Annotated in this window: 14 protein-coding genes; 5 read left to right on the top strand and 9 right to left on the bottom strand. The window is 47.3% G+C overall.

Going from position 1 to position 14,497, the window contains the following annotated elements:
• Nucleotides 1–227: hypothetical protein (locus CWI76_RS11640; RefSeq protein WP_206750230.1), on the top strand; the 227-nt coding region annotated here is incomplete at its 5' end.
• A 98-nt stretch (nt 228–325) separates the two neighbouring features.
• Here the strand turns inward: CWI76_RS11640 and pssA are convergent.
• The 4 genes from pssA to rluD form a co-directional block, all read right to left on the bottom strand.
• Nucleotides 326–1,174 (bottom strand): CDP-diacylglycerol--serine O-phosphatidyltransferase, encoded by an 849-nt coding sequence (gene pssA / locus CWI76_RS11210; RefSeq protein ID WP_126760444.1) that lies wholly within the window; start codon nt 1,172–1,174, stop codon nt 326–328.
• Between the two features lie 100 nt (nt 1,175–1,274).
• Nucleotides 1,275–3,848 (bottom strand): ATP-dependent chaperone ClpB, encoded by a 2,574-nt coding sequence (gene clpB, locus CWI76_RS11205; RefSeq protein WP_126760443.1) that lies wholly within the window; start codon nt 3,846–3,848, stop codon nt 1,275–1,277.
• A gap of 76 nt (nt 3,849–3,924) precedes the next feature.
• The gene (gene pgeF, locus CWI76_RS11200; protein WP_126760442.1) at nt 3,925–4,620 is read right to left on the bottom strand and encodes a peptidoglycan editing factor PgeF; all 696 of its coding nucleotides are present in this window, start codon (nt 4,618–4,620) and stop codon (nt 3,925–3,927) included.
• A 14-nt stretch (nt 4,621–4,634) separates the two neighbouring features.
• Complete coding sequence (rluD, locus tag CWI76_RS11195; RefSeq protein WP_126760441.1) at nt 4,635–5,603, bottom strand: 23S rRNA pseudouridine(1911/1915/1917) synthase RluD; 969 nt, start codon at nt 5,601–5,603, stop codon at nt 4,635–4,637.
• A gap of 120 nt (nt 5,604–5,723) precedes the next feature.
• On the opposite strand from rluD, the gene CWI76_RS11190 reads away from it, so the two are divergent.
• Entirely contained in the window at nt 5,724–6,485 is a 762-nt protein-coding gene (locus tag CWI76_RS11190; RefSeq protein WP_126760440.1) for an outer membrane protein assembly factor BamD, read from the top strand.
• 19 nt (nt 6,486–6,504) lie between these two features.
• On the opposite strand, the gene glnB is transcribed toward CWI76_RS11190, so the two are convergent.
• From glnB to CWI76_RS11170, 4 genes are all read right to left on the bottom strand, one after another.
• The gene (gene glnB / locus CWI76_RS11185; RefSeq protein ID WP_092858279.1) at nt 6,505–6,843 is read right to left on the bottom strand and encodes a nitrogen regulatory protein P-II; all 339 of its coding nucleotides are present in this window, start codon (nt 6,841–6,843) and stop codon (nt 6,505–6,507) included.
• Entirely contained in the window at nt 6,830–8,485 is a 1,656-nt protein-coding gene (locus CWI76_RS11180; RefSeq protein WP_126760439.1) for an NAD+ synthase, read from the bottom strand. Before CWI76_RS11180 ends, glnB begins: the two co-directional genes overlap by 14 nt.
• Before the next feature lie 79 nt (nt 8,486–8,564).
• Nucleotides 8,565–9,086 (bottom strand): DUF1285 domain-containing protein, encoded by a 522-nt coding sequence (locus tag CWI76_RS11175; protein ID WP_126760438.1) that lies wholly within the window; start codon nt 9,084–9,086, stop codon nt 8,565–8,567.
• On the bottom strand, nt 9,087–9,713 hold the full coding sequence (locus CWI76_RS11170) for a LuxR C-terminal-related transcriptional regulator (protein ID WP_126760437.1): 627 nt from the start codon (nt 9,711–9,713) through the stop codon (nt 9,087–9,089).
• A 190-nt stretch (nt 9,714–9,903) separates the two neighbouring features.
• Between CWI76_RS11170 and CWI76_RS11165 the strand changes: the two genes are divergently transcribed.
• Together CWI76_RS11165 and pdxH are read left to right on the top strand one after the other, a co-directional pair.
• Nucleotides 9,904–11,583, top strand: a complete 1,680-nt coding sequence (locus tag CWI76_RS11165) for an amidohydrolase (protein WP_198678619.1) — start codon at nt 9,904–9,906, stop codon at nt 11,581–11,583.
• 34 nt (nt 11,584–11,617) lie between these two features.
• The gene (gene pdxH / locus CWI76_RS11160) at nt 11,618–12,256 is read left to right on the top strand and encodes a pyridoxamine 5'-phosphate oxidase (protein ID WP_126760436.1); all 639 of its coding nucleotides are present in this window, start codon (nt 11,618–11,620) and stop codon (nt 12,254–12,256) included.
• Nucleotides 12,257–12,266: 10 nt separating this feature from the next.
• Here pdxH and CWI76_RS11155 read toward each other — a convergent pair whose 3' ends face one another.
• Nucleotides 12,267–13,337: an Ldh family oxidoreductase gene (locus tag CWI76_RS11155; protein WP_126760435.1), complete on the bottom strand. Its 1,071-nt coding sequence runs from the start codon at nt 13,335–13,337 to the stop codon at nt 12,267–12,269.
• 68 nt (nt 13,338–13,405) lie between these two features.
• Here CWI76_RS11155 and CWI76_RS11150 point away from each other — a divergent pair, with 68 nt between their 5' ends.
• Nucleotides 13,406–14,431: an ATP-dependent 6-phosphofructokinase gene (locus tag CWI76_RS11150; protein WP_126760434.1), complete on the top strand. Its 1,026-nt coding sequence runs from the start codon at nt 13,406–13,408 to the stop codon at nt 14,429–14,431.
• Nucleotides 14,432–14,497 lie beyond the last annotated feature (66 nt).

Raw genomic sequence — 14,497 nt, 5'->3', positions numbered from 1 at the left:
TTGTTAAGCACTTTTCCAATCAGTCAGGTGGTCTATTTAAAGACCTTTTGTGCATCCGAAGATGCTTTCTCTGCCTGAATCCGGTAAGTGCCCACACAGTTTGCTTGGCTTGGTATATTGTTAAAGAGCGTTCGCTTCTTCGTGAAGCGGGATGCGTATTTTACGCCATCCTTGGTTCAGGTCAAGATCCTTTTGGATCTTTTTTTGTGACCTGCGTCACTTTCTGAACCCGCGTCACCACTCGGTGACAACGGCGGCGAATTATAAGGATCGCCGCCTACGGTGCAAGATCTTTTTTGCCAATTTTGAACTGACTGATGAGTTTTTAATCGGTTGTATTTTTTGCGCTCGATTTCGACTCATTTTCTGAGCTGTTTTGTTGGTTTTTAGTTGCTTCTTCCGTTTCTTCGCAATCTGAATCACCGACCACATGTTCCAACTTTATTTTCTTCACCGTTCTAAACGTCGTAATCGGACCTGAGATTGCGTAAAGAAGAAAAATTGAGAATAAGACCAGCGACGGTTCAGTTGCTACCACCACAAATGCCAGCACAATAAGAAGAATAGCAATGAACGGCACACGGTCGCGCCAGTCGACATCTTTGAATGAGTGATAGCGGAAATTACTGACCATAAGCAAACCAGCAGCAATAGTTAATACGGCTGCGATGTAACTTACGTTTGATGGGTCGATCTCGTATTTGCTACCAACCCAAACAAAACCAGAAACAATGGCTGCTGCACTTGGAATCGCTAAACCTTGGAAATAACGTTTGTCAGAAGTTCCAAGATTGGTATTGAATCGTGCTAAACGCAACGCACCGCCAGCGACAAAGATAAATGCAGCTAACCAACCTAGTTTACCTAAATCAGAAAGCCCCCAGTTATACATGACGAGCGCAGGCGCCATACCGAATGAAACAATATCGGCCATGCTGTCATATTCAGCCCCAAATGCGCTCTCGGTATTTGTCATTCGTGCGACACGTCCATCTAAGCCGTCGAAGACCATCGCGATAAAAATTGCGACTGCGGCTGATTCAAATAATCCGTTCATTGACGCGACAATTGCAAAAAAGCCCGAAAACAGTCCCGCTGTTGTCAACAAGTTAGGCAACAGGAATATTCCGCGGTTCTTTGCGGTGGCTACTGACTGTTCTGTTTTATTCGGCATAATTTGATTCCCTAATCATAGTGGCCGCACAGCATAACATAGCTTATTCATAGCAATAAATAGCCGAGCTTTCCCTTAGCTCGGCTATTACACTTCGCGATTACTGCGAAATAATCAGTTGCTCGTCGCGGTAATCAACACGAATGACTCGCTTCGGAACCAATTTACCGGCCAGCATTTGTTGCGCCAGCGGGTTCTCGAGTTCCTGTTGAATAGCCCGTTTCAATGGGCGTGCACCAAACACCGGATCGAAACCAGCGGCAGCCAAATGCTCCAACGCTGCGTCAGATAATTCCATCGAGTAATCGCGTTCAGCTAAACGCTGATATAAACGCTGCAACTGAATCTGGGCGATGTTCTTAATGTGATCCTTCGCGAGCGGATGGAACACGACCGTTTCGTCCACTCGGTTTAAGAATTCCGGACGGAAGTAATGAGAAAGTATTCCCATCACCTCGGTTTTCATTTCGTCATAGGTTTGCTGATGCGCTTTCTCTTGAATCACATCGGAACCTAAATTTGACGTCATGATGATCACGGTATTCCTAAAATCAACCGTACGCCCTTGACCATCGGTTAAACGTCCATCATCCAATACTTGTAGTAAAATGTTGAAAACATCTGGGTGCGCTTTCTCTACTTCATCTAAAAGAATCACAGAGTATGGACGACGACGAACCGCTTCGGTTAAGTACCCACCTTCTTCATAACCCACATAACCTGGAGGCGCACCAACAAGTCGAGCAACTGAATGTTTCTCCATAAACTCTGACATGTCGATACGAACCATCGCTTCGTCGGTATCAAACATAAAGTGTGCTAACGCTTTGCACAATTCTGTTTTACCAACACCGGTTGGGCCGAGGAACAAAAACGAACCGATTGGTCGTTGCGGATCCGATAACCCAGCACGCGAACGACGAATTGCATTCGCAACAGACGTAACCGCTTCGTCTTGGCCAACGACGCGACTATGCAGTTGCTCTTCCATCTTCAACAACTTGTCACGCTCGCCTTCAAGCATTTTGCTTACCGGAATTCCGGTCCATCGCGACAGCACATCGGCAATTTGCTCTTCAGTCACTTTATTTTTAAGTAACGACATGCCTTGTTCGTCAGCCTCGGTTGCAGCTTTTAATTGACGCTCTAACTCCGGAATTTTGCCGTACTGAAGCTCTGACATACGATTTAAATCGCCTGCGCGACGCGCAATCTCCAAATCAGTTTTAGCTTGTTCCAGTTGCGCTTTGATATTCTGCTCACCCTGAACAACAGCTTTTTCCGACAACCAAACTTCTTCAAGCTCAGCGTATTTGCGCTGCTGATCTTGCAATTCTTCTTCCAAGAGCTCTAAACGTTTCTTACTCGCTTCGTCCTTTTCTTTCTGCAACGCTTTTTGCTCAAGCTGTAGCTGAATGATTCGACGCTCTAAGCGATCCAAGTCTTCTGGCTTAGAATCAATTTGCATGCGAATACTTGATGCCGCTTCATCGATCAGGTCAATTGCTTTGTCGGGCAACTGTCGATCACTGATATAACGATGCGACAAAGACGCCGCCGCAACAATAGCGGGGTCGGTAATTTGCACCGAGTGATGCACTTCATAACGTTCTTTTAGGCCACGCAAGATGGCAATGGTATCTTCCACCGAAGGTTCGTCCACCAGAACTTTCTGGAAACGGCGTTCAAGTGCAGCATCTTTTTCAATATATTGGCGATACTCGTCCAGTGTGGTTGCACCAACGCAGTGCAATTCACCGCGAGCCAGTGCTGGCTTAAGCATATTACCGGCATCCATCGCGCCATCGGCTTTACCGGCACCAACCATGGTGTGCAACTCATCAATAAATAGAATGATGCGGCCTTCTTCTTTACCCAGTTCGTTCAACACCGCTTTCAGTCGTTCTTCGAACTCGCCACGATATTTCGCGCCAGCTAGAAGCGCGCCTAAATCTAACGAGAGCACGCGCTTGTGCTTCAAGCCTTCTGGCACTTCACCGTTTACTATACGCTGGGCAAGCCCTTCAACAATCGCTGTTTTACCAACGCCCGGCTCACCAATTAACACTGGGTTATTTTTGGTGCGGCGTTGCAATACTTGAATAGTGCGACGAATTTCGTCATCACGACCAATCACTGGGTCAAGCTTACCGAGCTCTGCTCGTTCAGTTAGATCAATTGTGTATTTCGACAAAGCTTCGCGTTTATCTTCGGCATTTTGGTCGTTCACGGCTTCACCACCTCGCACCTTCTCAATTGCTCGTTCGACTTTTTCTCGAGTCACACCTAATTTCTTCAAGATTTCGCCAAGAGCGCCTTTATCTTCTGTTGCCGCCAATACGAAAAGCTCTGATGAAATAAACTGATCATTACGTTTCTGTGCGAACTTGTCGCACAGGTTGAGTAACGTTCCAGTTGCCGCAGAAACTTGAACATCACCGCCGGTACCTTCCACTTTTGGTAGTTTATCCAAAGCAGCTGATAGCTGTGTTTTTAATGTATTTGAATCGACCTGGAGTAAGGTCAAGAGAGGACGAATTGAGCCGCCATCTTGTGTCATCAAAGCGTGCATCACGTGCACTGGCTCAATAAATTGATGGTCGCGACCCAACGCCAATGACTGTGCGTCAGCAATCGCCATTTGGAACTTGTTGGTTAATTTATCAAATCGCATGATTACCCCTTAAAAAATCCGTTATATCCTGATTCTTTATGTGGGTATTACTGAGCAAATTTCAAGCGCCAGCCGATTATTTTTTCCAAATCACTGACGCAATGCGACCACAACTTGAATCACGACGATAGGAATACCAACGCGAATCAGTGTAGGTGCAGTGACCACTTTGTTTAACGGCTTGGCAGCCATGTTGTTCAAGTATTCTTTGCGCTAACAAAGGTAGATTCGCGTGCCATTTACCAGCAATATGGGAGCGGAATGTTTCGGAATCAACTGCACCTGTAGATAAAAATGCAGCACGCACCTCGTCACCAACTTCAAATACAGGCATTGAAATAGCTGGTCCGATATAAGCTGACAACTGATGCGCAGGACAATCAAATCGCATCAACGCGTTATCGATAATACCGCCGGCTAACCCTCGCCAGCCAGCGTGCACGGCAGCGATCTCGCTACCATCATCGCTGCATAATAGAATAGGTAAACAGTCCGCGGTTAATACAGCGCAAACTGTTTGTGATTGATTAGCATAAATTGCGTCAGCTTCGGCGGTCGGGTACGCATCGTCGAAATCAACCACACGCGTGCTATGAACTTGCCGAAGCCAACGTGGTGAAACAGGTAAGTCGAATTGATTCTGCAACTGACGACGGTTGCGAATTACCGCGGCGGGATCATCACCAACATGAACCGCTAAATTGCCAGGTTGACTTACTGTTGTCACGGCGGCAAATACGCCTTCTGGTAAATTCCAATCCAGCAGTTCCATTCAAAACACCTATGTTAGTCGATTGGATGCTCTTTTCTGTCGGCGCGCAATGCTTCAATGAGCGCTACCATGTCATCAGGCGTTGGCGCATCCCAACTCATCCATTCACCGGTAATTGGGTGGTGCAAAGATAAACGCGCCGCATGCAAAGCCTGACGGCGGAAATTGCGTAACGTTTCGAGTAACTCTGGGCTGGCTTTCTGTGGTGGTCGCGGGCGACCGCCATAGGTAAAATCACCGACCAGCGGATGACGTAAATGAGCCATGTGCACACGAATTTGGTGCGTACGACCGGTTTCAAGACGCAGACGCAAATGCGTATGGGCACGGAAGCGTTCAACCACTCGGTAGTGCGTAATGGCCGGCTTTCCTAAAGCAACAACAGCCATATGTGTACGCTTGGTTGGATGGCGCGCAATCGGTTCATCAATCATGCCGCCAGCAGTCATTGGCCCATTACATACGGCTTCATACTCTCGCGTAATTTCACGTTCTTGCATGGCTGCAACTAAGTGAGTTTGTGCGGGGACGGTTTTGGCAACGACCATCAAGCCCGTGGTATCTTTATCTAACCGATGAATAATTCCGGCACGCGGCACTTGGTCGATAGCTGGAAAGTGATGCAACAGGGCATTCAACAATGTTCCATCTGGAGTGCCGGCACCTGGATGGACAACCAAACCAGCTGGCTTATTAATTACTAAAATATCGTCATCTTCGTAGACGATATTTAGTTCAATCGGTTGCGCTTCGAAGCGTTGCTCTTCCACAAGTTCGGCCGCCACCTCAATCGCCATACCGGCTAAAACTTTCTCGCGAGGCTTATCAACCACCTGCCCCTCTACCTTCACCTGTCCCTCGGTAATCCAGCTTTTTAACCGAGAACGTGAATAATCTGGGAACATCTCAGCGAGAGTTTGGTCCAATCGCTTGCCGTTCGCCGAAGGGGGGACATTTCCTGTTAGTGAAATCTGTTCGCTCATAAATTCGTATTCGGACCTGTGAAAGCAGCCAGTGCTGCGCTAGAATGCGTGAATATGTATAGTGTACCCGTTTGGGACGCTGCACCAAAGTTAAATCAACAGAGATAAAAAAAACACATTATGAAATTTCGTCTAATTGTAGCCTGTGTAACCCTCATGACCTTGAGCGCATGCTCAAGTTCGCCTGATGAATTTGAAAATACTCGAATGACTGATATCGAAGTTGGGTATGAACGGGCGCAACAAGCCATTCAAGCTGGAAACTTCAGTAGCGCTCTGCAAACTTTGGAAGCATTAAATACGCGCTTCCCATTTGGTCCACTGACACATCAAATTCAGCTCGACTTAATTTATGTTTACTACAAAACGGGCGATATTGATAAGTCACTCGCTGCCATTGATCGCTTCACACGCTTAAACCCAAATCACCAATCGGTTGATTATGCCTTATACATGCGAGGCTTAACCAACGAACGCGCCGCTGAAAATCTATTCCAAGATTTAGTCGGCATTGACCGCTCTGATCGTGACCCGACAAAAGCTCGTGAGGCATTTGATGATTATGCAGAACTGGTTCGCCGCTTTCCGGATAGCAAGTACTCGGCGGATGCACGTCAGCGAATGATTGGTATTAAGAGTCGTTTAGCGCGTCATGAGTTGGCGGTTGCTCAATACTATATGAAGCGTGAGGCATTCTTGGCCGCTGCAAATCGCGGTAAGTACGTACTGGAAAACTTTAGTGATACGCCTGAAGCTGAACACGCTCTAGCCGTTATGGCTGAAGCTTATCGCAGCCTTGAGCTAACTGAATTGTATGCTGATGCGGTAGCTACGCTGAAACATAACTTCCCTCGCAGCGACTACCTATCAAAGCTCGATTAATGACTACCGACGCGGTGCCTTACACCGCGTCTTCATTTTCCTCGCCAGTACGAATTCGAATCACTCTTTCAACATTCGTCACAAAGATTTTTCCATCGCCGATTTTACCTGTTTGCGCCGTTTCTAAAATGGTATCAATGCAGCGCTCAACCTGATCATCAGCAACAACAATTTCAAGTTTCACTTTCGGCAGAAAATCAACCATGTACTCTGCACCACGATATAATTCAGTATGCCCTTTTTGACGACCGAAGCCTTTGACTTCAGCCACCGTCATACCTGCAATACCGATTTCTGATAACGCTTCACGTACATCATCCAGTTTAAATGGCTTAATGATGGCTTCAATTTTTTTCATGAGAGCTCCGAGCTTGCACTTGTCGTTCTAATTCATAACGAAAGTGATTGGTAATTGGATAACGACGATCTTTGCCGAAGTTACGCGCTGTTATTTTCGGGCCAACGGCACCTTGTCGACGTTTGTACTCATTAATATCAACCAAGCGCACAACACGCAATACATCTGCCTCATCGAATCCACAATCGATAATGGCATTAGGTGACCAATCTTGCTCCACATAGAGTGTCAAAATTCGGTCTAACACGTCATACGGCGGCAAACTGTCTTGATCTTTCTGATCCGGCGCTAGCTCAGCAGATGGTGGACGCGTAATAACACGCTCAGGAATAACTTCTTGCTCTAAATTGCGAAAGCGCGCCAATTCGAACACCAATGTTTTTGGTACGTCTTTAATTGGTGCGAAACCACCGTTCATATCGCCATATAACGTACAGTAACCAACCGCCAACTCACTTTTGTTACCGGTGGTTAACACCAACGAACGCGTTTTATTTGATACCGCCATCAGCAAGGTGCCACGTGCACGCGCTTGAAGATTCTCTTCGGTGGTGTCTTTTTCGGTACCTGAAAACAGCGGTTCAAGCTGTTGCATGAATGCATCGTACATCGGTTCAATTGCCACAACATCGTACTTAACACCCATTCGCCGAGCCTGCTCTGCCGCATCATCTTGGCTCATTTGTGAGGTATAGCGAAATGGCATCATGATGGCGTGAACTTTGTCCGCCCCTAATGCATCAACAGCAATCGCCATGGTTACCGCTGAATCAATGCCCCCCGATAACCCCAACGTGACCCCCCGAAAACCGTTCTTAGTAACGTAATCGCGCACTGATAAAACTAGCGCTTGATAAATTTCGGTCAATAACGATTGTTCGCGTGGTTTAAATTGAGTATCGAGTAGTTGTAGCCCGCTGTTGTCAGAGCGAATGCTCGCACACGCTGTTTGACAGTGCGGCAGCTCAGCAACGAGATCACCGTTGGCATCCATAACCAACGAATGACCATCGAAAACTAATTCATCTTGCCCGCCACAATTATTGACGTAGACAATGGGAATGCGCGTTTCGCTGACGCGTTGCTGCAAAATATGTAAGCGTTGCTGGTGTTTCTCAACTTCGTACGGCGATGCATTTAGAGAAATCACCAAATCGATGTTCTCAGCTGCAAGACTCGCCAGCGGCGCCGCATGCCAAAGATCTTCGCAAATCAGCAAGCCAATACGGTGTCCTTGCCAGGTGAAAATGCCATTGTCGTGACCAGGAATGAAATAACGCTGTTCGTCGAACACGCCATATTGCGGCAGGCGCTGCTTATGGTAGCGCGCAAGGCATTTACCTTTGTGCAGCACCGAGACACTATTATAAAGCTCGTCACCAACGCGTTGAGGGTGACCAACAATAGCAAGATTCGTGTCAGCCGCTGCCGCAATTTTGTCTAGCGCTTGGTAAACCAACTTTTCAAAGTCATCTCGAAACAGAAGATCTTCTGGCGGATATCCAGTAATCGCGAGCTCGGGAAATATGACTAAGTCACTATCAGCGTATTGCTGCAACGTTGCGATAATCGACTCGGTATTGCGAGTGATAGCACCCACCGTAAAATCAAGTTGGGCAAGCGTTATCGTTATAGGCTTCATGAACGGTATCTCAAGCTCGGCTACAAATAGGATGCGTATGATAGAGCAGCGTTATGTTTCGCGCAAATTCAGCACATCATTATTGGTTTAAATAGAAACGTGAACCGGCACTCTCTATCGTGTAAATATCGCGCCCATGATGTTGCTGTACTTGGGCTATTTCCGCCCATTGATAAACCACGTTGCGATGAACTTTCGCCCAGAGGTCTCTGCCGCAATCAACATACAGTTGCTCGTTGCGCACAATAAGGGGATGCTGCTCTGAAAGAGCAAATTGTTGATCGATATTGGTTGTTACCTGAATCACGGTTGGCGAAACATCAGTAACTTTCGTCCAAGTAACAACAATAAAAGGAACGTCAGCGACACTAATTTTGACTTTCTCGGCAGGGGTTACCAAGAAATAATCCCCCTGCTCATGCACCAACACACTAGCGAACAGTTTTACCAACCTATCGCGTTGAATTGGCGACCCTTGATAATGCCACTGACCATTTTCATCAATGTGAATTGGAATTTCACCACAATATGGTGGGTTCCAACGTTCAGTTGGAGCATGTTTCCCTTGCTCTAACGAGCTAAGTATTTGCTCCAAACTCATTTAGCCCACCAAACGTTTCTGGCGCAACAGATACCAAAGTGTTGCCTCAGTTCGATTCGATACCTTAATGGCCTTAAAGATAGCCGAAAGGTGCACCCGAATTGTCCCCTCGGTAATACCAAGTATGGTTGCGATTTCTTTGTTCGATAAACCTTGTGCCAACAACTGCATAATTTCCAACTGACGCGGCGACAAAAAGTGCTCAGCACTCCCTTGTCGATTGATGTTGTCGTTTAGTCGCGACTCTTCTGGTAAATAACGGTCGTTTTGCAACAAAATACGTATTGCTTGTTTTGCTTCTTCGGCACTTGCATCTTTTGGCAGGTAGCTACGTACCCCGTTACTTAGGGCTTGGCGTACTTCAGACAACGGACGTGGCCAGCTAAACAAGACAATATGCGAACTTGGCGCCATTTTTTTCAGCGTCTGCAAGGTCGGACGGATTTCCGCATCAGGGATATCCATGTCGAGGAAAATTAGGTTATAGTCGTTTTGGTGGCGCAAGTATTCTTGCGCAATATCAAAGCTCGGGGCTTCGTAAATAGCGAGCTGGTCAGAGAAACTGGTTAGTACTTGGATGAGTCCAGCACGTACAAAGAATTGCGAATCTATTATTAATATTTTCATTTAAAACCACGCGCTTTAATTGGTCACTAACATTTAGCGTATTGTACACGCTTTAACGAATGTTTGAAGTTGTTGTGTTACTAAATTGTAAATTAATGTAAAAAATCAAGAATTGCAGTATCAGATATAAACAATCGAAAACAGTCTGAGTGTGCTATAGCGCATAAAATTCAATGAAAAAGAGAAATTTATGAGAATTTTACGTTTAATTGGGTTTGTTTTATTAATGTTACATTCTGGATCGGTGTTTGCCCAGTCTGTTTTGTTTCATAATTTTAACGGTTACACATTAACCGGAAATCCTGGTCACGAGGCCGTATTGGTCAAGTTTGACGCCATGTTGATTCATGATGGTAAGGTGGCAGCCATTGGTACGCTTGCTGAGCTCGAAGGCGTGTATGGTTCACTTACCAAGCAAAAACGCGTGAACTTAAATGGCAAATTTGTGTTGCCTGGCCTCATCGATGCACACGGACACGTACTAGGCCTCGGTCAGAACTTAATGTTAGCTGATTTGCGTGATGCTAAATCAGAAAGCGATGCGGCAGCTATCGTTGCCAACTTCGCACAAAACACGCCCTCGGCAGAATGGATTTTAGGTCGCGGCTGGAACCAAGAAAACTGGACAGTTAAAGCGTTTCCAAACGCTGAATCGCTGGACGAAGTTTCATCTGATAAACCAATTTACCTAACCCGCGTTGATGGACACGCAGCATGGGCTAACAGTAAAGCGCTCGAAATTGCAGGAATCACAGCAGACACCGTAAGCCCAGATGGCGGAGAAATTATTCGCGATTCGCAAGGTAACCCAACTGGGGTTCTGATTGATAACGCCATGAATTTGGTGGAGCAAAAAATTCCAGCCGCGTCAGCGCAGCAACAAGAAGAGGCTTTAAAGTTAGCTTTTAATCACCTTCTAGAGCGCGGCATCACAGGCGTTCATGACGCAGGTGTCGATGCGACGACCCTTCAGGTATATAAAGAGCTCGCAGACAAGCAGGCAATGCCACTGCGTATTTACGCGATGTTATCAGCAACAGAACCAAAGCTACCTGAGCTTCTCGCGGCTGGGCATTACGTGACAGCAGATGACAAACTCACCGTTCGCAGCGTAAAAATCTATGGTGATGGTGCCCTCGGTAGTCGCGGCGCCGCGCTTTTAGCGCCATATCATGATGCGCCAGATCAACATGGCTTAATGGTTACCTCACAAGAGCGCATTCGTGAGTTATACGAACTCATCATTCCACATGGTTTCCAAATCAACACACACGCCATTGGCGACCGTGCCAACCGAATTGTACTGGATGAGTATGAACATGCCTTTGACACCATTGGCGGGCGTAACTTGCGTCACCGCATTGAACATTCGCAAATTGTCCACCCAGAAGATATTCCACGCTTCAAAGAGCTGAACATTATTGCATCCATGCAGCCAACGCACGCCACCAGCGACAAAAACATGGCTGAAGATCGATTAGGCAAAGCACGCATGAAAGGTGCTTACGCCTGGCAGACGTTTGCCGAGCAAGGCACTATTATCGCTGCCGGTTCTGATTTTCCAGTCGAACTCGCTGATCCGTTCTTTGGCTTACATGCTGCGGTAACGCGTCAAGATCGTGACAATCAACCCGAAGGTGGTTGGTATGCGCATGAAAAGCTTACTTTAGAGCAAGCATTACGCGCATTTACTTTGGACGCAGCTTACGCTGCTGGCCAAGAACAAGAGCTCGGCACATTGGAACCTGGAAAGTGGGCTGATTTCATTGTGTTAGATCATGATCCGTTTGCCCGTGACGCCGCTATACTATGGCAGAATAAAGTGCATGCAACCTACGTTGCCGGCAAAGCTGAGTACCTATCTAAATAGGAAAGCGAAATAAAAACTAAGGAAACAACGCAGTATGGATTTAAAAAATGTTCGTCGTGATTATGAGCAAGGTAAATTGTGCCGCGAGTCTCTGCTTGACGATCCAATGCAACAATTTGCGCATTGGTTCGCTGCCGCGAAAGATCACCCGTCGCAAACCGATCCAACTGCGTTCACCCTCGCTACCGTTGGTGCGGATAACCAACCGCACCAGCGCATCGTGTTATTGAAAGAAGTGCGTGACAATGGCTTCGTGTTTTATACCAATTACGATAGCCAGAAAGGCCATGACATCAGTACGAATAGCCGTGTGGCAATGCTCTTTTCGTGGCTAGCTATTGAGCAGCAAGTTCGTATTGAAGGCTTCGCGCGCAAAATTTCACGAGAAGATAGCGAAGCGTATTTTTATAGCCGCCCAAGAGAGAGTCAACTTGGCGCGCTAGCATCTGCGCAAAGCCATCCCATTGCAAGTCGCAGCGAATTAGAAGCGCGTTATCATGAGCTCACTGAGAAATATAAAGATCAACAAGTGCCAATGCCGCAACACTGGGGTGGTTATGTTGTGGTACCGGAGCGCTTTGAGTTCTGGCAAGGCGGTCGCTATCGACTGCATGACCGCTTCACCTTTACTAAAGCCAATGGCGCCTGGACTATTGAGCGCCTTCAACCTTAATTAATCTGCTCTAGGTAGTTAATTCTGGCAATGGTTGCTGCATCATGTCGGCAACCTTCGCCAACTGCCGCCACAACTCTGGACTATATTCTACCCCGCTCTGAAGCTGACGAGTTCGGGTTGCCATAGCGCCCTCTCCCGGAATTCGAACCGGATAATTTTTGTCAATTGGCGTCACTGCTTTCATTCCGTCAACTAATGCTTGAGCCTGCGCTTTGAATTCGTTCACATCGCCAAACGCACTCGGATCAATGACTTGAATCCATACGGTATTCGCATCCAAGCCTGGCTGTTCTTGATGACGCCCTAATTGACTCAGCGCCAGCGTCCACAACTCGCTAAACAAACACAAGCCCGAACCTTTATAGCCTAATTCTTGGCCACCTAGCGGCGCCAGCACACTCGCGGGATCATGCAAAAACGTGGTTGCATCGGTGGTGTAATCTCCCGTTGCGGTAATTAGTGCTGGGTAAGGCAACGGCTGCTGTTCCGCAATGGCCTTACGGACCTTGCCAGCCGCCGTCATCGAAAAACTAATATCGAACAGTATTGGATGCGATTGGGTGGGTGCGCCAATCGCAAATGGATTTGGTGAGAACCACGCTGATTTCGCGCCGTGTGGCGCCACAACCTGCTGCCCTGGCGTTGCGCACATCAATTGAATGAGCATGCCTTCATTTACGGCTCGCTCAAGATAAACCGCAAGTGCGGCGACATGCTGAGCGCGTTTCACAATAACCGTTCCGGTACCGCACTCGCGTGCCATCGCAATTGCCGTATCAACCGCTTGCGGCACCACGTAAAGACCTGACAACAAATCAGCATCCCACAGCTGCACCGCTGCGCGTTTACTGATAACGCTGTAATCACCGCTTGGGCGAGAGCTACCATCACGCAGACAGTTAATGTTGTAACGTAAACGCATTAAACCATGAGTACGAAACCCCATTAAGTCGGCGGCTACCAAATTCTCGGCCATCGCTGCGGCAACAACTTCCTCTGCACCCGCCTGCTGCAGGCAATTTTGTGCCCACTGACGAATCGAATCTGCTGAAATATGAATATTTTTTTGCTCTGACATGTGCGCTTCATTGTAAATTGAGTTAACTTCGATAAGCTTATCAGACAATAGGAAAGAGGAGTATAGAGGTGTCTGAAACATCGACAAAGCAACGGATTGGTGTGCTAACCAGTGGTGGCGACGCCCCTGGCATGAATGCAGCGCTGCGCGCAGTGGTATTGGCTGCCGAGCACTATGGCATGGAAGTGATGGCGTTTCGTCATGGCTACGAAGGCCTGTTGAATAACGAACATGTGCCACTGAAATCTGCGGATGTCCTGCACGTTCTACAATATTCAGGAACAATCATTAAAAGCGCTCGGTGCCCGCGCTTTAAAGAAGTTGAGAGTGCCCAACTCGCTGCGAACAATCTCGATTCACTCGGGATCAGCGCACTCGTCGTCATTGGCGGCGATGGCTCGTTCCGTGGCGCGCATCATTTAAGCCAATACTGGAAGGGCCAAATCATTGGCGTGCCTGGCACTATCGATAACGATTTATATGGCACCGATGCCACCATCGGTTATTCGACCGCTGTCGCGATAGCAATGGACGCTTTGGATAAAATTCGCGACACCGCCGATGCGATGGATCGTGTGTTTATCGTGGAAGTCATGGGCCGTCATGCAGGTTTTATTGGTCTCAAAAGCGCCATGGCAGCCGGCGCCGAACGGATGATTTTGCCAGAGTTGCAAAAAGATAAACCATTAACGATTGCGGCATTGGTCAAACACATTAAACGTGTTGAAGAAGTTCGCGGTGCCGGCAGTTACGTTATGGTGTTGAGCGAGCATCAATGGCCAGGCGGTGCAGTTGCACTGTCTGAACAACTTGAAGCTGAATATAATATGCCTTGTCGCCCGTGCTTGCTTGGCCATATTCAACGTGGTGGACCACCAACGCCATCCGACCGAGTACTCGCATCAGAGCTGGGGGTACATGCGGTAGAGCTTATTCTGCAGGGTAAAACTGAGGTTATGGCTGGCATTAAAGCCGGTGAAATGGTCGAAGTGCCATTGGTTGATACATGGACCAAAAAGAACCCACTCGATGCGAATCTTTTACGTATTCAACACGAGATTTTTAATCCAGTAAAAAAGTCGACACGTAGTTAATCAGATAGTGGCAATTTGGGGCAATTATACGGATAATATGCCCCTTTTTAATTTGCCCAAATCAAC

It is taken from the genome of Pseudidiomarina marina, assembly GCF_003987045.1.
GTDB lineage: Bacteria > Pseudomonadota > Gammaproteobacteria > Enterobacterales > Alteromonadaceae > Pseudidiomarina > Pseudidiomarina marina.
The sequence above is the reverse complement of the archived record's forward strand: the minus strand, read 5'-3'. Positions and strand labels throughout refer to the sequence as shown.